20 protein-coding genes are annotated in these 23,238 nt (G+C 47.8%); 5 read left to right on the top strand and 15 right to left on the bottom strand.

What is annotated here, in order from left to right; translation table 11 throughout:
* Window positions 1–2: 2 nt before the first annotated feature.
* From ACYQ2M_RS16605 to ACYQ2M_RS16660, 12 genes are all read right to left on the bottom strand, one after another.
* Window positions 3–437 carry a DUF1499 domain-containing protein gene (locus ACYQ2M_RS16605; RefSeq protein WP_459917485.1) on the bottom strand — a complete coding sequence of 145 codons (435 nt, stop codon included), beginning with the start codon at window positions 435–437 and terminating at the stop codon, window positions 3–5.
* Window positions 438–518: 81 nt separating this feature from the next.
* The gene (locus ACYQ2M_RS16610) at window positions 519–1,946 is read right to left on the bottom strand and encodes an NAD-dependent succinate-semialdehyde dehydrogenase (protein WP_459917486.1); all 1,428 of its coding nucleotides are present in this window, start codon (window positions 1,944–1,946) and stop codon (window positions 519–521) included.
* 208 nt (window positions 1,947–2,154) lie between these two features.
* Entirely contained in the window at window positions 2,155–4,104 is a 1,950-nt protein-coding gene (locus tag ACYQ2M_RS16615) for an acetoacetate--CoA ligase (RefSeq protein WP_459917487.1), read from the bottom strand.
* Window positions 4,105–4,224: 120 nt separating this feature from the next.
* On the bottom strand, window positions 4,225–4,860 hold the full coding sequence (locus ACYQ2M_RS16620) for a helix-turn-helix domain-containing protein (protein WP_459917488.1): 636 nt from the start codon (window positions 4,858–4,860) through the stop codon (window positions 4,225–4,227).
* Window positions 4,861–4,873: 13 nt separating this feature from the next.
* Window positions 4,874–6,007, bottom strand: coding sequence for a beta/alpha barrel domain-containing protein (locus ACYQ2M_RS16625; RefSeq protein WP_459917489.1), 1,134 nt, complete (start codon window positions 6,005–6,007; stop codon window positions 4,874–4,876).
* A 91-nt stretch (window positions 6,008–6,098) separates the two neighbouring features.
* Entirely contained in the window at window positions 6,099–7,688 is a 1,590-nt protein-coding gene (locus ACYQ2M_RS16630) for an acyl-CoA carboxylase subunit beta (protein WP_459917490.1), read from the bottom strand.
* An 11-nt stretch (window positions 7,689–7,699) separates the two neighbouring features.
* Entirely contained in the window at window positions 7,700–8,485 is a 786-nt protein-coding gene (locus ACYQ2M_RS16635; RefSeq protein ID WP_459917491.1) for an enoyl-CoA hydratase-related protein, read from the bottom strand.
* A 264-nt stretch (window positions 8,486–8,749) separates the two neighbouring features.
* Complete coding sequence (locus ACYQ2M_RS16640; protein ID WP_459917492.1) at window positions 8,750–10,402, bottom strand: AMP-binding protein; 1,653 nt, start codon at window positions 10,400–10,402, stop codon at window positions 8,750–8,752.
* A 28-nt stretch (window positions 10,403–10,430) separates the two neighbouring features.
* On the bottom strand, window positions 10,431–11,579 hold the full coding sequence (locus tag ACYQ2M_RS16645) for an acyl-CoA dehydrogenase family protein (protein WP_459917493.1): 1,149 nt from the start codon (window positions 11,577–11,579) through the stop codon (window positions 10,431–10,433).
* Window positions 11,580–12,037: 458 nt separating this feature from the next.
* Window positions 12,038–13,378, bottom strand: coding sequence for a TRAP transporter large permease (locus ACYQ2M_RS16650; protein ID WP_459917494.1), 1,341 nt, complete (start codon window positions 13,376–13,378; stop codon window positions 12,038–12,040).
* 11 nt (window positions 13,379–13,389) lie between these two features.
* Window positions 13,390–13,890 carry a TRAP transporter small permease subunit gene (locus tag ACYQ2M_RS16655; RefSeq protein WP_459917495.1) on the bottom strand — a complete coding sequence of 167 codons (501 nt, stop codon included), beginning with the start codon at window positions 13,888–13,890 and terminating at the stop codon, window positions 13,390–13,392.
* 255 nt (window positions 13,891–14,145) lie between these two features.
* Complete coding sequence (locus tag ACYQ2M_RS16660) at window positions 14,146–15,297, bottom strand: TRAP transporter substrate-binding protein (protein ID WP_459917496.1); 1,152 nt, start codon at window positions 15,295–15,297, stop codon at window positions 14,146–14,148.
* 432 nt (window positions 15,298–15,729) lie between these two features.
* Between ACYQ2M_RS16660 and ACYQ2M_RS16665 the strand changes: the two genes are divergently transcribed.
* The 4 genes from ACYQ2M_RS16665 (at window position 15,730) to ACYQ2M_RS16680 (ending at window position 20,644) form a co-directional block, all read left to right on the top strand.
* The gene (locus ACYQ2M_RS16665; protein ID WP_459917497.1) at window positions 15,730–17,115 is read left to right on the top strand and encodes an FAD-linked oxidase C-terminal domain-containing protein; all 1,386 of its coding nucleotides are present in this window, start codon (window positions 15,730–15,732) and stop codon (window positions 17,113–17,115) included.
* A 2-nt stretch (window positions 17,116–17,117) separates the two neighbouring features.
* Window positions 17,118–18,425, top strand: a complete 1,308-nt coding sequence (locus tag ACYQ2M_RS16670; RefSeq protein WP_459917498.1) for a (Fe-S)-binding protein — start codon at window positions 17,118–17,120, stop codon at window positions 18,423–18,425.
* A 321-nt stretch (window positions 18,426–18,746) separates the two neighbouring features.
* The gene (locus tag ACYQ2M_RS16675; protein WP_459917499.1) at window positions 18,747–19,460 is read left to right on the top strand and encodes a FadR/GntR family transcriptional regulator; all 714 of its coding nucleotides are present in this window, start codon (window positions 18,747–18,749) and stop codon (window positions 19,458–19,460) included.
* A complete protein-coding gene (locus ACYQ2M_RS16680; protein ID WP_459917500.1) occupies window positions 19,457–20,644 on the top strand; it encodes an MFS transporter in 1,188 nt (395 codons plus the stop codon). Before ACYQ2M_RS16675 ends, ACYQ2M_RS16680 begins: the two co-directional genes overlap by 4 nt.
* A 9-nt stretch (window positions 20,645–20,653) precedes the next feature.
* On the opposite strand, the gene ACYQ2M_RS16685 is transcribed toward ACYQ2M_RS16680, so the two are convergent.
* Window positions 20,654–21,115 carry an SDR family NAD(P)-dependent oxidoreductase gene (locus tag ACYQ2M_RS16685; protein WP_459917501.1) on the bottom strand — a complete coding sequence of 154 codons (462 nt, stop codon included), beginning with the start codon at window positions 21,113–21,115 and terminating at the stop codon, window positions 20,654–20,656.
* A gap of 819 nt (window positions 21,116–21,934) precedes the next feature.
* Here ACYQ2M_RS16685 and ACYQ2M_RS16690 point away from each other — a divergent pair.
* Window positions 21,935–22,171: a hypothetical protein gene (locus ACYQ2M_RS16690; RefSeq protein ID WP_459917502.1), complete on the top strand. Its 237-nt coding sequence runs from the start codon at window positions 21,935–21,937 to the stop codon at window positions 22,169–22,171.
* A gap of 144 nt (window positions 22,172–22,315) precedes the next feature.
* On the opposite strand, the gene ACYQ2M_RS16695 is transcribed toward ACYQ2M_RS16690, so the two are convergent.
* Together ACYQ2M_RS16695 and ACYQ2M_RS16700 are read right to left on the bottom strand one after the other, a co-directional pair.
* The gene (locus ACYQ2M_RS16695) at window positions 22,316–22,513 is read right to left on the bottom strand and encodes a helix-turn-helix transcriptional regulator (RefSeq protein ID WP_459917503.1); all 198 of its coding nucleotides are present in this window, start codon (window positions 22,511–22,513) and stop codon (window positions 22,316–22,318) included.
* Between the two features lie 194 nt (window positions 22,514–22,707).
* Window positions 22,708–23,052, bottom strand: coding sequence for a hypothetical protein (locus ACYQ2M_RS16700; protein WP_459917504.1), 345 nt, complete (start codon window positions 23,050–23,052; stop codon window positions 22,708–22,710).
* Window positions 23,053–23,238: the final 186 nt, after the last annotated feature.

A 23,238-nucleotide genomic window follows, 5' to 3' on the forward strand; every position in this document is an offset into this window, starting at 1 on the left:
CGTTATTCTGTAAAAAGGTTGCGGATGGTTTCCACCCGTTTTTTGTTCACACCAAAATCGGAATATCCCACCCGTGATGCCGAGCGCAGGTGAATTAACTGTTGGTCTCTGGGGAACCAGAATTCCATGTCATCCATAAATCCCATTATTTTTGACTTGAACGTCACATGTATGTAATCGGCATTTTCCGCCACAATATGTGCATTTTTCTGGTGTGAAATTATCTTTTTGATTTTTGCATATGCCGTTTCTTTGTCTGTGGAATATGTCAGGGGAAGAATCTTGTGTTCGTCGTTATTTTCCTGGCTGCTCACACAATTGGGGCGGTCCGGGCAGGGGCGCAATCCCGCCGGGGTTAACCCGATTTCCGGGGTTTTGCACCCCATGCAGATCATCAGGAGTCCGGTCATACGAAATATCCATTGTGTTATTTTCATTTCACTGGTCCTCCTGGACGTTTTAAAATGCAGTAATGCCATTTCCATTTTTCGTTGTGACAGGATAGTCTGGCATGTGGGTTATATTGAAAACCCTCCCAGCTTGGTTTCAAGATATTCTTCTATGCCTTCCATGGCCCCTTCTCTTCCCATGCCGCTTTCTTTCATTCCCCCAAAGGGGGCAGCGGCCGATGTCGGATTAATATCATTTATGCCGATGATGCCGAAGTGGAGCCCTTCAAAAAAACGCATAGCCCTGGACAGATTTTGGGTGTATACATAGGCGGCCAGGCCATAGTGGGTATCATTGGCCATGGTCAGAAGCTCTTTTTCCTCGTCATAAATAATGACCGGGGCTACCGGACCAAAGGTTTCTTCCCTGTAAATCAGCATCTCTTTAGTGATATCGGAAATAATGGTGGGGGCGTAAAAATGTCCTTTATCAAGACCATCTTCCAGCATTTTGAATCCACCGGTGATAAGCTCAGCCCCTTTGTTCAGGGCCTCTTTCACCTGACGGTCCACTTTCTCAACGGCTCTGGCATTAACAAGGGGGCCGATGCTGACACCTGGCAGGGTACCTTCCCCGGCCTTCATCCGGGCCACCCGGTTTGAAAGTTCTGCCAGAAATGGTTCTTTCATGGAAGAATGGACAAAAATACGATTGGGGCTGATGCAGGCCTGGCCGGTGTTTAAGAATTTCACCAAGCTGAGCCCCTTGGCGGCGTGAACCGGATCGGCATCTTTGCATACGATGAAAGGTGCATGTCCACCTAATTCCATGGAAACGCGTTTCATCCGAGATGCTGCCCCCCGGGCCAGGTGTTTACCCACCGTGGTGGAGCCGGTGAAAGTCAGTTTTCGAACCCGTTTATCTGAGATAAAAACCTCACCCACGGGTACGGGGTCAAGGGCCGTTACCAGGTTGACAACCCCCGGTGGAAGCCCTGCCTTTTCCAGGATTTTGAACATTTCAATGGCACAAAGGGGTGTGGCTTCGGCGGGTTTGAGCACAATGGTGCATCCCGCAGCCAAAGCCGGGGCCACCTTCCGCGTGATCATGGACACCGGGTAATTCCAGGGAGTGATGGCAGCCACGACCCCCACGGGCTGCTTCAACACCATGAACCGCTGATCCGATCTTGCGGATGGAATGGTTCTGCCATACACTCGCTTGGCCTCTTCGGCAAACCACAGCAGGAAATCAGCCCCGTATTTTACTTCGTTGCGGGCCGCTTTGATGGGTTTTCCCTGTTCCTTTGTCATCACCTGGGCCAGGTGTTCCAGGTTGTCCATCATCAATCCATGGGCACGGTAAAGAAATTCCGAGCGCTGGTAGGCCGTCTGAACAGACCAGGTAAAGAAGGCCTCATGGGCTGCCTTAACTGCCGTTTGTGCTTCTTTTGCTCCGCCGTCGGGGACCGTGGCAAGGACATCACCGGTGGCGGGATTTAATACGGTGAACGTTTTTCCGGTTTCTGATGTGATCCATTGACCGTTGATGAACATGTTGACTCCTTTCTATATGAAAAAGCGGGTACTGAGGCCCCGGGCTTATAGAATATATATAAACGCATAATGGGATCCAAGCTACCCGCTTTTTTATTGTTTGTCAAAATCTGAGATTTTTTTGTCTGTTCTTTGATGATGCCGTTTCTTTGAGTTTTCTCGTATAGGCATAAAAAAACGCCTCATCTTGTTTTACTTCATGGTAGTCTTATTCCTGGAGCTCCGAAATATGCTCAAAAAAATCCAGGGATTCCGGATTCTTAAGGGAATCTTTGTTTTTCACTTCCTGGCCATGGATTACTTTTTTAACGGCCAGCTCCACTTTTTTCATGTTCAAGGTATAGGGAATGTCCGGTACCTGTATGATTTTGGCAGGTACATGCCGGGGGGAGGCATTGTTGCGGATGTCCTTCTTGATTTTTGCCACAAGTTCGTCGGTGAGGGTTTGTCCTTCAGCAAGGGTGACAAAAAGAATCACCCGAACGTCGTTGTTCCAGTTCTGTCCCACCACCACGCTGTCCTTGAGTTCTTCCATCTGTTCCAGACGTCGATAGATTTCTGCGGTGCCGATGCGGACACCCCCGGGGTTCAAAGTGGCATCGGACCGGCCGTACATGATGACACCGCCCCGTTCGGTGACTTCAATGAAATCGCCGTGAGCCCAGATGCCGGGATAGGTTTCAAAATAGGCCGAGTGATACCGGGAGCCGTCTTCGTCATTCCAGAAGTAAATGGGCATGGAAGGGAAGGGGGCTGTACACACCAGTTCTCCCTGCTGACCCACCATGGGGTTGCCATCATCGTCATAGGCAAACACCTTCATGGCCAAGCCCCGGCACTGGAGTTCGCCGGAATAAACCGGTCCCATGGGGTTTCCCAGGGCAAAGCAGCCGTTAAGATCCGAACCGCCGGAGATGGATGCCAGCTGCATGTCGGATTTTATTTCATCATAGATGAATTGAAAATCTTCTTTGGAAAGGGGCGAGCCCGTGGAGAGCAATGCCTTCATGGCGGAAAGGTCAAAGTTTTTACCGGGCTTGACCCCGGCAGCTTTCAGGGCCGCAATGTAACCGGCACTGGTGCCGAACACGGTGATTTTTTCCTCTTGGGCCATGTGCCACAGGGCATCGGGTCCGGGATGAAAGGGGTTGCCGTCAAACAGCACCAGGGTGGCCCCGGTGGCAAGGGAAGCGGTCAGCCAGTTCCACATCATCCATCCGCAGGTGGTAAAGTAAAAGATGGTGTCCTCTTCCTTAAGATCCGTGTGGAGCATTAACTCTTTGATCTGGTGCATAAGCACCCCGCCACCACTCTGGACCATACACTTGGGAAGTCCGGTGGTTCCAGATGAGTACATGATGTAAAGGGGATGGTCAAAGTCAAGCTGTTCAAATTGGATTTCTTCTGGTTTTTCCGCCTTGAAGTCATCCATCAGAACGGCATTGGGCAGTACGCTGATGTTCGGGGCGTCACTGACATAGGGAACCACCACAATTTTTTCAATGGAGGGAAGTTCTTGGATAATGCCGGCAATTTTTTCCAGGCTGTCCAGGGGTTTGCCCTTGAAGAAATAGCCGTCCGCTGTGAAAAGAATCCGGGGCCGGGTCTGGCCGAAACGATCCAGTACGCCCTTGATGCCGAAATCCGGAGAACAAGACGACCACACGGCTCCGAGGCTTGTGGCGGCCAGCATGGCGATGATGGACTCGGGCATATTGGGCACAAACCCCACCACCCTGTCGCCGGGTTTTATGCCAGCTGCTTTAAGGGATGCTGCCACCCGGGAGGTCTCATCATAGAGCTGCTTATAAGTAAGCGTTCTTCTGATTTTGTCTTCCCCTCTGAAAATCAGGGCAAGTTTATCATCTCTTCTGCGCAGCAGGTTTTCTGCAAAGTTGAGTTTTGCCCCCTCAAACCATTTGGCCCCGGGCATTTTTCCGGGATCATCAATGACCTGATCATAGGGCTTGGAGGCTTTAATACCGGCAAAATTCCACATGGTGGCCCAGAAATCTGCAAGGTTATCCGTGGACCACTGATAAAGGGCGTCGTAGTCGTTGAAATTTTTATCGAATTTATCGTTGACCACCTGCATGAAGCGGTACATGTTGGTTTGCTCGATTCGCTCCTGGGATGGCGTCCATAAACATTTTGCCATGATTTGCTCCTTATTTACATGAAAATGCCGCCCCTGACGTTACCGTTCCGGTCAGGACTCCCGTCGGGGGCGGCATTATGCCAGTTTCATTGTCAGGTTTGTCGGTAACCGACGCTGTTGTTATTCATAAAGAACGGCAAGAATGGTGGCCTTGCCCTGTTTTGCCATTATCTGATGGGGGGTTGTGGACAGATAGTACACACTGTCTCCGGGTCCCAGGTCAAATGATTCTTCGCCAATGTGTAAAAGGGCCGTGCCTTCGAGAACATAAATAAACTCTTCACCATTGTGCACGGAGACTTCTTTGGCCGGGCTCTCTTCGAGCTGCACAATGAGGGCTTCCATGTGACGTCCCTGAACTTCTGGGGCCAGGCTCATGTAAGTATAAAGATTCTTTTCTCCCTTGGGAGAGGTGGAGCGGGAGATCTTTTTTCTTTGTTCCCTGCGGGTGATGGAGTAAAGCTTGTCTCCCACGCCGGACACCAGACGTCCAAGGGCACTGTCCAGGGCTCTGGATAATTTCATTACGGTTCCCAGCTGGGGTTTTACCACGCCTTTTTCAATATTTGCCAGCCGTTCCTCATCAAATCCGGTGAGGTTGGCAAGGTCTTTCAAGGAGATGCCCTTTTTTTCCCTCAATTCTTTAATGCGTGTCCCCACTTCCTTGACATCTCCCGAAGGTCCGTCATCTATATTACCGGTGAGGTCTTCAAAATAATCCACATTGATGTGGGGGGTAGTTTCCTCTTTTTTCATGTTATCTCCTTTTTTATACCCATCCATCGGGCAGAAGCTGATCGGGTTTTTCACCCAGTTTTTCTTTGAGTTTTTTTAATCCGGGTCTGGCGTAATGCATGTGACCTTCTTTTAAGGTTCTGCCGTTGATCATGGCTTCACTTCGCAGGCGATATCCCATTGTTCGCTCCAGCTGTTTGCCCAGCCACAGCACCCGATCCACATCCCAGCCATGTTTGATATTCATTTCATCCACCTGTACCAGGGTATCTTCAAGACAGATAAGGCCCACGTATCTCGGGTCATCATAGTAATATTCGCCGGTACCCTTGATGGGTCTGTCATCCAGAAAGTTGGCAGGCTGCCCGCCCAGGCCGCCCAGGGTGGCTTCAAAATTTCTGATACCCGCCTGGAGAGCTGCCAGAACAGAGGCAGAGGCTACCCGTTTGGTCTCATGGAAGTGGGCAATGTGGAGATTTACATCGGGCAGTTCATCCAGAACCATTGAAAAATAGCGATATACGTCGGCAGCAGATGCGCTGCCGTCATGGTCAGCGTGCTCCACATCGTGGGCACCGATGTCCAGCCAGCGTTTGGTGAATTTAACAGCGTCTTTCATATCCGTGGCACCGCCGATGGGGCTGCCCCAGATGGTGCTCACCGTGCCGCACATTTTCATGCCGGCATCATTGCATTTTTTAATGCATCGTTCGCATTCTTTCCAGTAATTGGGAAGGGAGGTGCCGGAGTTGGCATAATGGTGTTCTTCTTCGGTGGACACCATCATCAAAAGGCGATCAGGTCCAATGCCTTTTTCTTTGAGTTCAATGGCTCTGTCAACAGCACCTTCCCTGATGGTGATGGCTGTAAAGCAGATGTCATCCACGTTGATGCCTCGCCGGGTACATTTCTTTTTAAAAAGATCCCCCCGAACATAGGTTAACAATTCTTCGGCATCACTGAATTGGGGCATGAGATAGGGGTTGCCGAGGTTGGTGACTTCAATGTTGCGGCATCCTGCAAAAATGAGCTCTTCAAGATAGAACTTTTTGGCTTCGGTGGAGATGAATTTTTCTGAATGTTGAAATCCATCCCGCACGGTTATATCTCCGATGATTACTTCTTTTGGCATCCTTGGAAAAATTTTCCACATATCGTATTCAGTCATAATGGCTCCTTATGGCTGTTTAATAAAATCAGGTAAATGGGTAAATGGGTACTATTTTTGATATGAAGCAAACGGGTACAGTCGTCATGGGTTAAAATCTGAAATTACCAAAGGCCGGATCACCGATTTCCTTGAGCAGGCTTACCTCAAAGCCCATGCCCAGCCAATCCCGGATTTCAGAAAACTTAAGCACCCTGTCATTTAAAAGGCGTGCTGAACAATAGAAAGGATGGGCTTCTCCGTCGTATTTTTCAATCATTTTTGTCTGGAAGGCATCCTTTTCTTCCTGGGTCATGGGATTACCTGAACGTTTTCTTTTGCCTTCTTCAATGGAGAGAAGAACCCCGCCTGCACTTTTTCCACTCATCACTGAGGTACGGGATCGCATGGTGGAAAAAAGAAAATGGGGTCGATAGGCCCGGCCACACATGCCGTAATTGGCAGCGCCATTGTCAGGCCCTATGACCAGTTGAATTCGGGGTACCTGGGCACAGGATACGGCTCGTACCAGATCTGCACCGTATTTTCCGATTCCGGCGTGCTCGGCTTCGGAACCCACCATGAATCCCGGAGCATTCATGATAAAGAGCAGTGGTATTTTTTCCTGGCTGCATCGCACAATCCATTCCGTAGCTTTTCGTGCGGCTTCATGGAAGATAATCCCCACTCCGTTGGAGGCAACCACACCCACTGGAAGGCCTTTTATCCTTATCTTGCCGGTGAGAATGTTACTTGCCTTTCCCAGGGCATAATCTTTTTTATATTCCAGAAACACGCTGCCGTCGGCAATACACTCTATTATGCTTCGGGTATCAATACTCTGGCCGAAGTTTACCGGTATGTGGTCGTAAATGGAATCCGCAGGTACGGCCGGTTCCTGTTCCTGATATCGGTGTAGGTTGATGGTCTGGGGTTTGGTTAATGACAGGATATCCCGTACCCGGGCCACAGCATCTGCCTGGTCTGTGCACAGATGATCCGCGCCGCCTGAAATCTGGGTATGGGTTCTGGCTCCACCGAGATCTTCGGCAGAAATGGTTTCACCGGTGGCCATTTTCACAAGGGGCGGTCCACCCAGGAAGGAAAATGACTGCTGGTCGATCATGATGGATTCACAGGCCATAAAAACAATGTAGGCCCCGCCAGCGGTGTTACCACCGGTGCTCATGGTGATCTGTTTCAGTCCCTTGGCGGACATTCGGGCCATGTTATAAAAAAGCGAGCCAAAATGCTGATCATCTGGAAACACCTCCACCTGCATGGGCAGAAATGCCCCGCCGGAGTCTGCGATATAAACACAGTTGATCCCGCAATTTTCAGCAATGGCCTGGGCCCGCATATGTTTTTTTAAAGTAATGGGAAAATAGGTCCCTGCCTTTACCCGGGAGTCATTGCCCAGAATCATGGTCCAGTTGCCGTGGATTTTACCAAGGCCTGTGACAATGCCGCCGCAGGGCACATCTGGTATCCCTGGGTAATTCATGCCAAAACCCGCCAGCAGGGACAGCTCAAAAAATTGGGTTCCCGGATCAATGAGATCCTGTATCAGATCCCTCACCGGACGTTTGTTCTTTTTGGCCAGCCGGTCCACGGCTTTTTGTCCGCCGGGCCAGATGGCCTCGTATTGACGCTCGGCAAGCTTTGCCTCTTCATTTTCCCAGAAAGTTCTGTTTTCACTCATGTGTTTTTCACCTATTTTCCTTTGTAGACCGGTTTTCTTTTTTCTCTGAATGCGGTGAGCCCCTCAGTTCTGTCTTCGGTGGGGATGGTGACCCTATAGGCATTGGATTCAATGGCAAGGCCTGTGGCAAGATCAGTTTCAATGCCTTGGTTTATGGCATACTTGGCCATTTCTACGGCAATGGGTCCGGTTTCTGCAATCATGTCCGCCATGGCCATGCATTCATCCATGAGTTTTTCCGGGGGACATATCTTGTTGACAAGGCCTATGGCAAGGGCCTCATTGGCATCCACCCTGCGACCGGTGAAAATAAGCTCCTTGGCCTTGGCCACCCCGATGATGCGAGGCAGTCTCTGGGTGCCTCCCCCGCCCGGGATAATGGCCAGGCGTGTTTCGGTGAGGCCCATGACGGAAGTCTGGGATGCAATGCGGATATCCGATGCCAGGGCAAGCTCAGTGCCTCCGCCCAGAGCAATGCCGTTTACAGCGGAGATCACCGGCTTGTTCAGGTGCTGTATGGATGTGAGAAGATTTCTGATGGTGAGGATGAATTTTTTTACCTCATCCTGGGACAGTGTGGCCCGTTCCTTTAAATCTGCTCCGGCACAGAAAGCCCGGTCACCGGCACCGGTTAGAATTACGGTGCGAATGTCCGAACGGTATTGCAGCGCATTCACTTGCTCTTTAACGGCATTTAGCATATCAAAATTGAGGGAATTCATGGCTTTGGGGCGATTCAAAGTCAGGACAACGGCGCTTCCCCTTTCTTCAGTTAGCAAAACAGTCTCACGATCCACGATTACCTCCTTCTTATTATGAAAAAGCGGTTACTGGGTGCTGGGTTTGTGGAAAAATGTAAAACAAATGTCCACACCTTATCCATGGTTTGCTTTTCAATTGTTTGTTGCGGCAGATAGATCTGCCATGGTCGTTTCTATAAGAAAATCCCGGTAAACCGGATAAATTTTCATACTTTGTTGTGGGCGGAACCGGATCAGCATACGGTCCGCCCGTGGCGGTTATTTGAATTTTCAAAATCCGCAAGTGATGCACATTAAGATTTATTTATCAAGTGTTTCAGTGGCCATATCTCTTAATTTGTATTTTTGGATTTTACCACTGGCTGTGGTGGGGTAGTCATCGACGAAAAATACAAATCTTGGAATTTTGTGAAAGGAAATTTGATCTTTACAGAAGGCTTTAACCTCTTCGTCAGTACTCGTTTCGCCTGGTTTGAGCTGAATAAAGGCAGCCACTTCTTCCCCGTATTTTGTGTCGGGAACGCCCACCACCTGGACATCTTTAACCTTGGGAAAACGATACAGGAATTCTTCAATTTCCCTTGGGTAGATATTTTCACCGCCACGGATGATCATATCTTTGATACGTCCGGTAATCTTGCAGTATCCGTTTTCATCCATGGTGGCAAGATCACCCGTGTGGAGCCAGCCGTCTTTATCAACGGCCTGGGCTGTGGCCTCTTCCATTTTGTAGTATCCCTTCATGACATGGTATCCACGTGTGCAAAGTTCTCCTTGCTCGTTGACGGGCATGTCCTCGTTGGTGATGGGATCAACAATTTTTACTTCTACATTGGGCAGCGCCTTGCCCACAGTGGATGTTTTAAGTTCAAGGGAGTCTTTGTCGCGGGTCTGGGTTATACCCGGAGAGGATTCCGTCTGACCGTATACAATGGTCATCTCACCGGCACCCATGTCTTTTATAACGCGTTTCATGACCTCTACGGGACAGGTGGAGCCAGCCATGACACCGGTTCGGAGGCTTGACGTGTCATAGCTGTTTTTATCCATTTCCTCAAATTCGGCGATGAACATGGTGGGAACACCCAGCAGGGCGTTACACTTGGAGGCTTCCACGGTTTTAAGCACATCCACCGGGTTGAATGCCACCACAGGTGCCATAGTAGCACCGGATACCATGCAGCAAAGTGTACCGATGACGCATCCAAAGCAGTGGAAGAATGGAACGGGAATGCACATGGCATCATCGGGGGTCAGATTCATGCATGAGGCCATGCTCATGGCATTGCCGATGAGATTTGTGTGGGAAAGCATGACACCCTTAGGAAAACCGGTGGTGCCGGAGGTGTACTGCATGTTGATTACGTCGTCGGGTTCCAGTGAATCCAACCGTTGTTTAAGCGCTGCATCGGAAACATTTTGACCCATTTCCAGAACCTCATCCCAGTTGTACATGCCGGGGATTTTATCTTTTCCAAGATAAATTATTTTTTTCAGGAACGGCAGCTTGGGATTGTCAAGTTTTCCGGGCTCACTGTCTTTGAGGGTGGGGCACACTTTATTTATAACCTTAATGTATTCATCTGCTTCCCTGACCCCACCGGTGAGAATAATGGTGGTGGCATCGGACTGTTCCAGAAGATATTCCAGTTCGGCACTTCTATAGCTGGTGTTCACAGTCACCAGAACAGCACCCATTCTGGCACTGCCGTATTGGGTATAAACCCATTCGGGAAGATTGTTTGCCCAGATGGCAACCTTTTCTCCCCGTTGGATGCCAAGTGCCATGAGGCCTTTGGCAACTTGATCACAAATGTCCCTGAATTCCCTGAAATTATACTTGATATCCAGGGATAAATATTCCAGCGCACTGTTGTCTCCCAAGTCGTTCGCCAGCATGTCTACGATGTTACCAATGGTTGTTTTGCCTATTTTGATGTCAGGTTTTTGCATTTGACCCCTCTTTAAGTAAAAAGTTTGCTCAGCACCCAATGTGTCGAGAAATAACAATTCTCTGAACTTCTGAAGTTCCTTCCCCAATATCAAGGAGTTTCTGGTCCCGGTAAAATCGTTCTACATTATACTCCTTCATCAATCCATAACCACCGTGGATCTGCACTGCATGATTGGCCACACGGCCCATGAGTTCAGAACAATACAGTTTGGCCATGGCTGCTTCCTTTTCAAACGGGCGATTTTCGCCCCTGAGCCAACAGGCTTTGTACATAAGGTTTCTGGCGCATTCAATTTCCATGGCGCAGTCTGCAAGCTTGAAGGCAATGGCCTGGAATTTTGAAATGGGTTGACCGAATTGTTCCCGGTCCTTTGCATATTTCAGTGCCAGGTCATAGGCACCCTGGGCACCGCCAAGTCCCATGGCACCGATGGACAGACGTCCGCCGTCCAGGGTTTGCAGCATTTGATGAAAACCGTCGCCCCGTTTACCCAGAATGTTTTCCTTGGGTACCCGGACATTGTCAAAGTAGAGTTCTGCCGTATTGGAGGCCCGCCACATCATTTTTTTATGCATGGGGACGGCCTTGAATCCCGGGGTGCCCTTTTCCACGATAAAGCAAGTATATTCAGGTTTGCCGTTGTCGCGGGTACCGGTGATGGCCTGCACCGTAACGCCAAGGGTCATTTCGCAGGCGGCATTGGTTATAAATATTTTTGAACCGTTGATGATCCAGTCATCTCCATCGGGAACCGCCGTTGTTTTACTTCCTCCTGCATCAGACCCTGCGGTGGGTTCGGTGAGTCCAAAGCCCCACAGACCTTCACCGTTACAAAGGGGTGGCAGATATTTTTGTTTTTGTTCTTCCGATCCGAAATAATAAAGGGGGCCGATGCCGAGGGAATTTCCGGCAGCGATGGTGGCGGCCTGGGATCCATCTATTCTGGCGATCTCTTCCACGGCGATGATGTACGAGATGTAATCCATCCCCTGGCCTTCATATTTTTCCGATACAAACATCCCAAAGAGACCTATTTCTCCCATTTTGCGAGTGAGTTCAGCCGAAAATTCTTCATTTTCGTCAAGTTCTCCTGCAATGGGTGCAATTTCTTTCTGGGCAAACTTTCTCACTTCTTTGCGAATCATTGTCTGCTCTTTGGTAAGGTCAAAATTCACCCTTCATCCTCCTTATAGTTGTGGTCAATGATGGCACCTTGAAATATGGAGGGCTATCGTCACGGAGATTTTCTCTCATATCTCAGGTTCGCGTATTAGAAAAGCATTTTTGTTGCATCTAAAGATAATTTATCCGAACGAGCGCTCGGTTGTTATGATGATACTATATTCGTTGAAGATCATTTGTCAAACTTTTTTCAACAAACATGAAAAAATTATTGAATATGGGTGGTGCTTCAATGATTGTGTTTATCTGTCAGGACAAGGAGGAGGGTTGGATATGCCTGTAATCCGGGGATATTTGCGTATTCCAAATTAATGAAGGCTGTTTGGATAAAATACAAAGGGAGAGGGGGTGTCTTTTGTCGGGATCTGCTATGTCTTAATGGGTGAGATCCTGGAGAGGATGGCGGGCAGGGCTTGCCTGAAAGAACAAGCCCTGTGTTGTTATTTCTCTTTTATCCAAAGAAAATGCTGGGTAACCAGGTGACAATGGATGGAAACATGCACAAAATGGCAAGACTTATGACCTGCAACAGCACAAAGGGAAGTATACCCTTGTAAATATGCATCATGGTGTATCCTTCCGGTGCCACACCCTTAAAGTAAAATAATGCGTAGCCAAAGGGCGGTGTCAGAAAGGAAGTCTGTAGGTTAACGCACATGAGCAGAGAAAACCAGAGGGGATCAAACCCGATTTCCATGGCAATGGGCATGAAGATGGGTACGGTGACCAAAAGGATGGCAGCCCAGTCAATGAACATGCCCATGATAAATACGATGAGCATCATGATGCCCAGTATGGCCCATCTGCTCATGCCGGATCCGATGAGTAGATCTGCCACCACATCGCCACCGCCCATGCTTAAAAACACCGTGCTGAAAAATTTTCCACCAATAAAGAGCAGCATGACCATGGAGGTGGTTTTTAAGGTGGCGTAGCTTGCTTTTTTAAGTACCTGGAAATTGAGCTTTCCGCTGATCAGTGCAAGGAGCATTGCTCCACCAGCACCCAGACCTGCCGCCTCTGTGGGTGTTGCAACACCTGCCAGGATGGTTCCCATGACAGCAAGGATCAGAGCAAGGGGGGGAATAAGGGATTTTAGGGTCATGGACCATTTCTGGGCTGCAGTGAATTTAGAGGCTTCTTCTTTGGAAATTGGGGGGCCAAGTGTTGGATTTAAATTGCATCGTATGAAAACATAAAGAAAGTAAAAGCCAGCCAGCATGAGTCCGGGAAAGATGGCACCGGCAAAAAGATTTCCCACGGAGGTCTCTTTCATGCCGGTGAGTCCTCCGTAAACCACCATCATGATACTGGGGGGAATGAGAATACCCAGGGTTCCGGACGCACATATGATTCCACTGGCAAGCTCTTTTTGATATCCTTTGCTTATCAGGGCCGGGGTGGCCAGAAGCCCCATGGCCACTACGGATGCACCAATGATACCGGTGGTGGCGGCAAAAACAGTACATACTATAATAACAGCCAGGCCAAGGCCTCCCTTGAGACCTCCCAGGACCACGTACAGGGATTCAAAAAGGGCATCCGATACCTTGGATTGATCCAGTAATTGGGCCATCAGAATGAAAAGAGGGATGGCTACCAGGGTATAATTGTTCATCAATCCCCAGGCATTGTTGGCAAACATGTCAAATAGCATGGGTATGGAACCACCGTTATCAATAAGACCGAACAAGGTGGCAATGGCGGCTAGGGTGTAGGCCAGGGGGTGTCCAAGTATAATGGCCAGCATAAGGGTTACAAACATTGCCAATGTCATGACTTCAAGACTCATAGTGTACCTCTTTAATTATTGCTCTTCAGGCGGTTAATGTCAGAAAGAAGGTTTGCGACGCCCTGGAGTAAGAGAAACAGGAAGCAGACCGCCATGAGAATTTTCAACGGCCAGATGGGCGGTGCCCAGCTTGTGGGGTTGAGTTCTTGGCCCATGGTTGAGTTGTACGCAAAAATAAAGGACCATATGGTAAGGCAAACCATGACAGGCATAAAAAAGAGCATATTAGAGATAATGGCTATGATTGTCTGCGTTTTTTTTGGCATATACGATGTGAAAATATCCACCTTTACATGGCCGTCATTTGCATCGGTGTAGGCATTCCCAAACATGAAATGCAGCCCATATAGAAAAGTGGTTGCCTCAAACCCCCAGGTGGTGGGGGAATTAAACGCATATCTCATGAAAACTTCATAGACCACCACAAACAAAAGAGGATAGACCAGAAACGATGCAAGTTCTCCCTCCTTTTGACTGAAGTTGTTTAATTTGTTTGATATCGATTCCAGCATTATTAAAAATCCTCTGTCACAATATTAATGGGAATATGGGGTCAGGCTTGGCTTATGGGTGTTATTAATATGGGGCTGTTTAGGCAAACCTGCCCACATAATGCCCATAAGTCCAAGCTGTCCCCTCTTCACGTCCAGCGTTAATATATTCAATCACTGATATTGATGCTCTGATTGCCCTGCAAGTTGTCGTTTTTCATGCTTGTCGTTATCATCATTGATCAAGGCAATCAGATATCTAAATTATATGCTTTGTTATTCGGTGGTTTTACCCTGGATGAAATCTTCGTAGGGCCATGGGGTTGCACCACTCCTTGCTTCTCTCCACACAGCATATTCATTGATAAAAGTTTCCTGGGAATCCAGCGCTTCTTTAACATCCGGATATTTGATTTTTACAGAATCCAAGTAGGTTTTTGTCATTTTCCGGAATTCAATGATGGTCTCTTTGTCCATTTTAACGATTTCAACATTCTCTTTAAACAGTTTCATTGCCTTGGCATTCAGGCTGTTGATCCAGTTGTAGCTCCACAGCTGGGTCTCTTTGGCACAGATATCAATAATCCATTTAAGATCTTCTGGAAGGGCATCGTAGGCTTTTTGATTCATAATGATGTCACACTGGAAACCAGGCTGGTGAACACCGGGTTGAATGGCATACTTGGTAATTTCGTCAAAACCCATGGGATAGTTGATGGCAGGTGTTGAATATTCTGCAGCGTCAATAACACCTCTTTCAAGGGCCAGATATACTTCGCCGCCGGGAAGCGGGCTCACAGAGGCACCCAGTTGATTCATGATATCCATGTACCAGCCCGGGGTTCGGATGCGCATGCCTTTAAAATCTTCCATTTTAGTGGCTTTTTTATTGGAAAAAAGTCCCATTTCCTGGCCGGTTTGGCCTGCAGGAAGGGCAAAAATTCCATGCTTGGCATAGAGTTTTTGCAGCATTTCAAGACCACCTTTTTCATAAAGCCAGATATTATATCCTTCTGCATCAAGGCCAAAGGGTACAGATGCAAAGGCAACAAAGGCCTCGTTTTTGCCTTTCCAATAAAGGGGGGAGCCATGGGCTATCTGGACAGACCCCATGGAAACAGCGTCAAAGGTCTGATTGGCGGGAACCAGTTCGCCTGCGGAAAAGGGTTTTATATCCAGGCGACCGGCAGAGGCAAGGCGGACACTGTCTGCAAAATGGACAGCAATATCGTAAAATAACAGACCCTTGGACCATGGCATGACCATTTTCCATCTGACCTTATCGGTGGATGGTTTAAATGAAACACGTTTGGCATCTTTATGACGGGGATCTGAGCCGAATTTTTCTCGTTTACCGGCAAATGATGATCCCGTTGCCAGGCTCACTGTAATTAAACATGCGATGATCAGGGTTAAAACTTTTTTCATTTTTTTCTCCTCCAGAATAAAGGAATTTAAATAAAAGAAATAACTGCACTCTGCAATTAGGATAGGACGTCGCCAATATGGAGAATCGGCTGACGGGTATCGCCTGGGATGTTTTTGCCCCCCCTTCCCGGATTATCTTATCTATGGTTCTCCGGCAAACCAATTTAAGATTTATATCTACAATTTTGTTTTCTAAGTTATGGTATGACCAATAATAAATGTACTGAGTGATGCTTGTCAAGAAAAAAATAAAATATTTGAATTTTATTAAAAACTCTGCTATTGTTCTCGAAAAACGTTTAAAATCAAGTGTTTTTGGGGGTTGAGCTGTTTGAAATTGAAATGGGTATGACCAATATTGGCGATGGCGGTCAACCCGGTAAATATGGGTGTTTTTGAAATTGGTATTACCAATGCCAAAGGGAGGACGATGTGCAGGACAAATCCATTGTTGAGGAATTAAGAAACATTGTCGGCAAAGACAATGTGTTGACAGATAATGAAGATATGGTTACCTACTCTTATGATGCTGCGGTGCTTGATGCAGTGCTGCCCACGGCGGCAGTGATGCCGAAAAATTCCCAGGAGCTGGGTAAAATCGTAAAACTTTGCAGCTATCATCGCCTGCCCATGACCGTCCGGGGGGCCGGAACCAATTTAAGTGGCGGAACCATTCCCCATGACAGTGGTATTGTGGTGCTCACCGGAAAACTCAATAAAATTCTTGAAATCAATGAGGCTGACATGTACGCCGTGGTCCAGCCCGGGGTTGTTACAGCCACCCTGGCTGCGGCCGTGGAGAAAAAAGGTCTTTTTTATCCCCCGGATCCGGGAAGCCAGGCGGTTTCCACCATCGGTGGCAATGTGGCGGAAAATGCCGGGGGATTAAGGGGATTGAAATACGGCGTTACCAAGGATTATGTCATGGGGGTGAGTTTTTATGATTCCATGGGGGAGCATGTGAAGTCCGGTTCCAGAACGGTTAAATGCGCCACGGGATATAATCTTGCGGCTCTCATGGTGGGCTCCGAAGGCACTCTTGGGATCATCGACGAAATCATCTTAAAATTAATACCCCTGCCCAAGGCCCGTAAATCCATGGTGGCGGTTTATAAAACCATTGAACAGGCATCAGAAACAGTTGCTGCCATCATTGCCGATCGCATCGTTCCCGCAACTCTGGAATTGCTGGATAATTTCACCATTCGGGCTGTGGAATCTTACAGCAAGGCGGGGTTGCCCTTGGATGCCGGAGCATTGCTTCTCATCGAAGTGGATGGTCATCCAGGCCAGGTGGAAGAAGACGGGCTTCGGGTGGAGGCCCTGTGCCGAGAACTTGGTGCTGACAGTGTCAAGGTGGCAGCAGATGACCAGGAGCGGGATCGCATCTGGGCCGCCCGGAGGAGTGCCTTGTCTGCCCTTGCCAAATTAAAGCCCACCCTGGTATTGGAAGATGCCACTGTGCCCCGGAGTAAAATTCCCGCCATGGTAAAATCATTGCAGAAAATTTCCAAGAAATATGATATCAGTATCGGCACCTTTGGTCATGCCGGAGACGGGAATCTTCACCCCACCATCCTCACGGACAAACGAAATAAAGAGGAATGGCACCGGGTGGAACAGGCCATTGAAGATATTTTTGACCGGGCACTGGAGCTGGGTGGTACCTTATCCGGGGAACATGGTACCGGGCTTGCCAAGGCACCTTTTCTTGAAAAGGAGGTGGGGCGATCTTCCATATTGTTTTCAAGGCGTTTGAGAAATGCCCTTGATCCTGATAATATACTCAACCCGGGTAAAGTAACAGGAGTGCTTTGATTATGAATGACATGAAATCCCTGGCACGGCGTGTGAAGGAGCTTGAAGACCAGCTGGTGGTGTGCATCCGTTGCGGTACCTGTCAATCGGTGTGCCCGCTTTTTGAGCAGACCCACCGGGAGGCAGATGTAGCCCGGGGAAAACTGGCATTGCTGGATGGCCTTGGTAAAAATATGTTTGATAATGCCAAGGGTGTGGAAGAACGGCTCAATCGCTGCCTCCTGTGTGGTTCCTGCGCGGCCAATTGTCCAAGCGGGGTCAATGTGGTGGAGATTTTCATAAAGGCCCGGGCTATTCTGGCTGAATACAAAGGGCTGTCGCCAGCCAAGCAGGTGATTTTTAAAAAAGTACTTTCCGATCCCAAAACCTTTGATTTTTTCACAGAACTTGCCGGAAAGTTCCAGGGGGTTTTCACAAAGAAAGAGAAAAATCCCCAGGCAACCTCCTGTGCCAGGGTGATTTCTCCTCTTCTGGACAACCGTCATTTCCCCTCCATGGCAAAAAAATCTTTCCATCGTTTGACCCCCCGCCTGAACACCCCCCCCGGTAAATCCGGGATTAAAGTGGCCCTGTTCACGGGGTGTATCATTGATAAGGTGTTTCCCCGCATTGCCGATGATGTCATTTCAGTGTTTAAACACCATGGCATTGGACTTTACATTCCTGATGGACAAGGGTGTTGCGGGATTCCGGCCCTGGCTTCCGGGGACAGAGAAAGCTTTACCAAATTGCTGGAGCATCACATCCGCCTGTTTGAGCGGGAAAAGTTCGATTATCTTATAACGTCCTGTGCCACCTGCACTTCCACCATTAAAAAATTGTGGCCATCCATTTACGAGGGGAAAGATAGTGGTACCAAGGCAAAGATCCGGGAGTTGTCGGAAAAAACCCTTGATGTAAATCAGTTTTTGGTTAATAGTATTTCCCTTGGCCCATTGGACCCAGACCATGGGGGAAAACGTGAGCGGGTTACCTATCATGATCCCTGTCATTTGAAAAAATCATTGGGGGTGTCAGAGGAGCCCCGGCAATTGATAAAGGCCTCAGGACATGAACTGGTGGAAATGGAGGGCGCTGACAAATGTTGCGGTATGGGGGGCAGTTTTAACCTGTATCATTACGGCATCTCCTCCAGCATTGGGAATTTAAAGCAGCAGAATATCTCAGCAACCCATTGTGATACCGTGGCAACAGGATGCCCGGCCTGTATGATTCAGATTTCTGATATGCTGGCAAAAAGTGGTGCACAGGTCAAGGTGAAACATCCACTGGAACTTTATGCTGAATCGCTGGGGAGAAGGATGTCGTAACATTGAGTCAGGGCTTGGTTAGAATATCTGCCATTGTTCTCGCAGAATCGCCAGAAAAAATTTGAGCATGTAACTCCTCAATAACTCGGGCTGAGAAAGCCTACTTATCCTTTAAGCGCGTGGGGCAATTCAAAAGGATTTTCTGAATACCAGGCCTTATTGAGAATTTATTTGAACATCGAGTAACATTCTGTGTTTAAAGATAAAGTTAAATGAAAGTCTCTATAACGAAAGTCTGGCCCCTTCCCATAGTGGCAGATTTTGTGATCAAGCCTCGAGTTGAACCGTTGAAAAATAATTTGATTTTGGATGTGAAATATTATGACTGTGACAATAAAGCCCATAAAACCCAAACGAATTTCAGATCAGGTTTTTGACCAGATTCGAGAGTTAATATTCAGGGGGACGCTTAAACCCGGGGAAAAAATGATGCCTGAAAGGGAACTTGCCGAGGCCATGAAGGTCAGTCGTACCACCATTCGGGATGCCACCCAGCGACTGGTGGCCATGGGGCTTATTGTTCAAAAACAGGGCCAGGGCACCTTTGTTAAACCCTTTGACGGGGCACCTGACAGCCCATTGGTAAAGGCCATGCAGGCCCAGGAGGCATCCATTGGGGATTTGCTGGAGGTGCGCATGGGCCTGGAATGCAATGCTGCGGCCCTGGCAGCAGCCCGGGCCGATGAGGGGGATTTAAAGGCCCTGGCGCATAGTATTGAGGAAATGAAAAAGGAGATTACCCAGGGACGTCTGGGAACAGAAGCTGATACTTCCTTTCACATGGCCATTGCCTATGCTGCAAAAAACCCTTTGCAGGTGTTGGTGATGCGTAATTTTTATGATTATCTTTTTTATGGGATCCGGGAAAATCTGGTGCGTCTGTATAAGTTCGAGGACAACACCGAAATTATTATAACGCATCACCAGAACATCATGGACTGCATCAAAAACAGAGACACCTACCGGGCCTATACTGCAATGAAAGAGCATATTCAGTTTGTCATGGATTTTTTTGGGGAGAAAAAAATATTTTGACCCGATATCTTGTGCTTTTATCTGCGGTGATAATGCAGCTTTGTCTAGGAGCCACCTACTCTTGGTCCGTTTATGTGGCCGATTTAAAGTCCATTACCGGTATCAGCCAGGCCGGGGTTCAGCTGCCGTTTTCATTCTTTTACTTTGTATTCCCCTTGACTATGGTGTTTTCAGGATCAATGTTGACCCGCATGGGACCCAGATTCAGTGCTGTGCTGGGTGGGATTCTTTTTGGCTCCGGCTGGATGATTGCAGGGTTTGGTGGGCATGCCTTTGGGTTCACTGTTGTGGGCATCGGTGTCATTGCCGGTGCGGGTGCAGGGCTTGCATATATTGTCCCCCTTTCCACCGCCATTTTGTGGTTTCCAAGGCAAAAAGGGCTGGTCACCGGCATTGCCGTTGCCGGATTTGGTGGCGGGGCAGCTATTGTCAGTCAGGTGGGGGGCGTGCTCATGGCCCAAATGGAAAAAAGCCCTTTTCAGGTATTTCCGCTTTTGGGCATGGTGTTTCTGGTGCTTATCTGCATGGCGGGAAGTGCCATGAAGGTTCCTGACAGGGTTTCCGGTCAGGATGCATTAAAAAGGGAAGATTATGGGGTGTCTGTTTCTGTGATGATATCACAACCCATGTTCCGCATTCTTTACTTTGCCATGTTTTCAGGGCTGGCAGCAGGCTTTGCTGTGAATGCCAACCTGAAGGAGCTCTATACCGGTTCCGCCGGTGTCCATGTGGGGGTGCTTGCTGTTTCTTTGTTTGCCTTGGCAAATGCCCTTGGCCGGGTTTGCTGGGGAGGCTTGTTTGATCGGGTTTTACCAGCCACGGCTGTGAAAGCCAATCTGCTGTGCCAGGCATTTCTTCTGCTTCTGGGATCTTTTTTTCTGTCATCAAAAGCAGGGTTTTATCTCTTTGCCCTGGGAACAGGTTTTAATTATGGCGGCATTCTGGTGCTCTACGCATCTTCCACAGCCCTTTGCTGGGGGGATAAACGTATGGGGGCCATCTATGGTCTGCTGTTTTCCGCCAATATTCCCGCGGCCGTTGCACCCATGGCAGCAGGATGGATCTTTGATATTGGGGGGAGTTTTTTCCCGGTTTTCGCAGTCATTGGAGGGCTATTGGTCCTTTCTGTTTTCCTGGTGCCTGCCTCCTTCATGGCTCAAAATTTTGCGCCGGAATCCCGATAACAAAGCCATCTAAGCTCCCCTAAGGGCACTTCTCAGAGGCTCTGCTGGCGGCATCCCGATGCAGGAACGGTTCATGTAGGTAGTGGTCAACTGGGAAAGAAAAAAGGGGGCACGCAGCATGAGTTTTAGCATGGGGTCGTACTTTTCAATGGGAAATTTTTCCACTGTATCAATGTGCTGAACATCGGCAAAATTTGCCAGATATTTAATCTGACCCATGCCCGCTGCCTGTTCCACTGTAGTTTCAAGTTTCTTGTCCCGGGTCGGATCTGCTTTAATGAATGTCATATCACCGCCAAGGGCCTTGACCATTTCAACGGTTTTGCCCCCTTGAATTTCGTTGATATCTATCCCCACCACTTTAAGCCAGTTAGTGCAGGCGGCAATGACAGTGGCCCTGCCGATACCGGTTCCGCACCCCGTCACAATACAGACGTTCTCTTTACAAAAATCACCATATTCCAGGATCAAAACGACTGCTCTTTTAATTACAATTTTTTTGATATCTGTCTTTACTCCTTTCAGGTTATAGTAATTCTTCGGGCTTGATCACAAGGTAGGCCACTCTGAAGCGGGAGCAACCAATTGGGGTGGCAGATCTTGTGATCAAGTCCAATTTTTGCTTTCTCAATATCCGTTTCGGAAAAGGCTTTTATTAGGTTGAAACCTGAAGCGCATCCACTCAGATACGCAATGTATTTAGAGGCGTATTGTGGAATATATGACACATAGGGTTTGATAGAGTGTCAATTATTAAAAAAGATGAAATATTTGCTCCGGCACAGTCATATGTTTCGGCTGTCAATGGATTTATGAAGCTTGGTTACACTCTGTTTCCTTTTTGGTTCTGGGTGTCCAGGTCAGGTGGTAAAAGTCCAGGAGGGGATTTGAAAAACGTTTGAGGTTTGTTGAATTTATGATATACATATGCAAAGCAAATTTGAATTTTTTGCTACCACGCCTAATTTTAATAACTTTAGCAGATAAACATCAATCTAAATGCTTGAACGTAATGAGCATTTTTATATTTGGTGTACATTCGTGAGCAGGCAGCTTTACGCTATTCGTACTTGTCTTTGAATCTCATTTTGTTTTGGCAATATTGTTAAAAAATGTCATCAGGCAACCCTTTTCTCTTTCTATTTTTTCGGGATCAGTTCGAAAAATTAGGTTATCACCTAAAAAAAGCTGTTATGCCTCCAGTTCAAAATGGGAGTTGGATGTGTACCTCAAAAGAAATTCAAGTTAAACGCTTGTACTGAATAACCATATATCAGCAAGGAGGACAATATGAAAAGGTTAATTGTCTTATTCACGATTGTTTTGGTTTTGTGCTTTACCACGGTTTCTTCCATATCGGCCAATGGGCCTGCACCCAATTCAGGGGATGGCATCAGTGATGGCAGTGGTATGGATACGCAGAATGGTCCCAACAGCGATAGTGGAGATGCACCTGGACCCGCCGAGAATTCAGGAGATGGTGTTTCTGATGGAAGCGGGATGGATTCACCCAATAACTCTCAGTAAAAAATTAAAAAGCCCCTTACCGTTTATCGGTAAGGGGCTTTCGTAATTTCTGGTAGCGATGCAGACTCTTAAACTATGCTTTTATTGCTTTAAAAATCAAATAATTATACTTTGCACACCATAAAAGTACCGTCAAAAGTACCGTCAATTTTCTAAAGTGCTTTTGTCCCTCTCTGCCACTTTTTTAACGAGCCAATCCTCTATTTCGTCCTCCACCCATCCTGTTGTCCTGGGGCCGAGTTGAATGGGGGCAGGGAACGACCTCCCTTTGATCATTTCGTAAATTGTAGACTTTGCCAAGCCCGTCTTTTTAGCTACATCTTTACATCTCAGTATGTTCATTTTTACTCCTTTTTTAATGTGAATTAATATATTGAAAACTTTGATTTTCCCAGGGCAATACAGGCCACCGAGCTGGACAAACCCCACATCAGCCTTGCCAGACTCAACCAGTTTAATATTTTAGATTGTGCCGTCAGTGCCTTTTTCAATTGCCAGCAGATTTGAAATTTATGGTTTTGGGGTGCTTTGAAATTTCACCGTGCCCTCTTGGAGTCAGTATCCGGATCAGCAGCAAGTTCACGCCTGGCGGTGAAAATAGCTGTAAACATTTTGTCGTGGATATGTTTGATTTTCCATTCGGAGACACGGCGGGAGTAGAAAAGAGGTGCGGTGGCCATTGGCAGGACCAGCCGACGGGACCGCCACAAAGCGCAAATGTTGAATGCCGCCCCCATGGATGGATGTGGCTTTTTACTCGAAGTTTCGCTTGAATTGGTTTTGATATTGGCAGGATAAACAGAAAAAGCCTGTGCAGGTACAGGGATCGCTTCCCCGCTGAACAGGCTATCATTTTGAATGATTAAATTTTGATGTGACATACTCACTCTCCCTTTCAGGAGAGCTTTGAAAAATTACGTGACGAGTAAATGATTACATATGAAAGGTAATCATGTCAAGGGGCTATTTTGTTGCTGCTTGTTTTTTAAGCTCCTCAAGTGTTGTCATTCAGGCGTTGAAGTGAGGGCATTGTTTCCATATGGTTTGAATTCCGGAAATACTATCTT

The organism is Desulfocicer niacini (genome assembly GCF_054657595.1).

Coding starts and splice junctions, on each gene's coding strand:
- ACYQ2M_RS16620 (WP_459917488.1), bottom strand. CDS start 4,860: ATGAAAAAAGAGGAAACTACCCCCCACATCAATGTGGATTATTTTGAA.
- ACYQ2M_RS16610 (WP_459917486.1), bottom strand. CDS start 1,946: ATGTTCATCAACGGTCAATGGATCACATCAGAAACCGGAAAAACGTTC.
- ACYQ2M_RS16655 (WP_459917495.1), bottom strand. CDS start 13,890: ATGCTGGAATCGATATCAAACAAATTAAACAACTTCAGTCAAAAGGAG.
- ACYQ2M_RS16690 (WP_459917502.1), top strand. CDS start 21,935: ATGAAAAGGTTAATTGTCTTATTCACGATTGTTTTGGTTTTGTGCTTT.
- ACYQ2M_RS16640 (WP_459917492.1), bottom strand. CDS start 10,402: ATGCAAAAACCTGACATCAAAATAGGCAAAACAACCATTGGTAACATC.
- ACYQ2M_RS16670 (WP_459917498.1), top strand. CDS start 17,118: ATGAATGACATGAAATCCCTGGCACGGCGTGTGAAGGAGCTTGAAGAC.
- ACYQ2M_RS16630 (WP_459917490.1), bottom strand. CDS start 7,688: ATGAGTGAAAACAGAACTTTCTGGGAAAATGAAGAGGCAAAGCTTGCC.
- ACYQ2M_RS16605 (WP_459917485.1), bottom strand. CDS start 437: ATGAAAATAACACAATGGATATTTCGTATGACCGGACTCCTGATGATC.
- ACYQ2M_RS16700 (WP_459917504.1), bottom strand. CDS start 23,052: ATGTCACATCAAAATTTAATCATTCAAAATGATAGCCTGTTCAGCGGG.
- ACYQ2M_RS16615 (WP_459917487.1), bottom strand. CDS start 4,104: ATGGCAAAATGTTTATGGACGCCATCCCAGGAGCGAATCGAGCAAACC.
- ACYQ2M_RS16625 (WP_459917489.1), bottom strand. CDS start 6,007: ATGACTGAATACGATATGTGGAAAATTTTTCCAAGGATGCCAAAAGAA.
- ACYQ2M_RS16675 (WP_459917499.1), top strand. CDS start 18,747: ATGACTGTGACAATAAAGCCCATAAAACCCAAACGAATTTCAGATCAG.
- ACYQ2M_RS16660 (WP_459917496.1), bottom strand. CDS start 15,297: ATGAAAAAAGTTTTAACCCTGATCATCGCATGTTTAATTACAGTGAGC.
- ACYQ2M_RS16695 (WP_459917503.1), bottom strand. CDS start 22,513: ATGAACATACTGAGATGTAAAGATGTAGCTAAAAAGACGGGCTTGGCA.
- ACYQ2M_RS16650 (WP_459917494.1), bottom strand. CDS start 13,378: ATGAGTCTTGAAGTCATGACATTGGCAATGTTTGTAACCCTTATGCTG.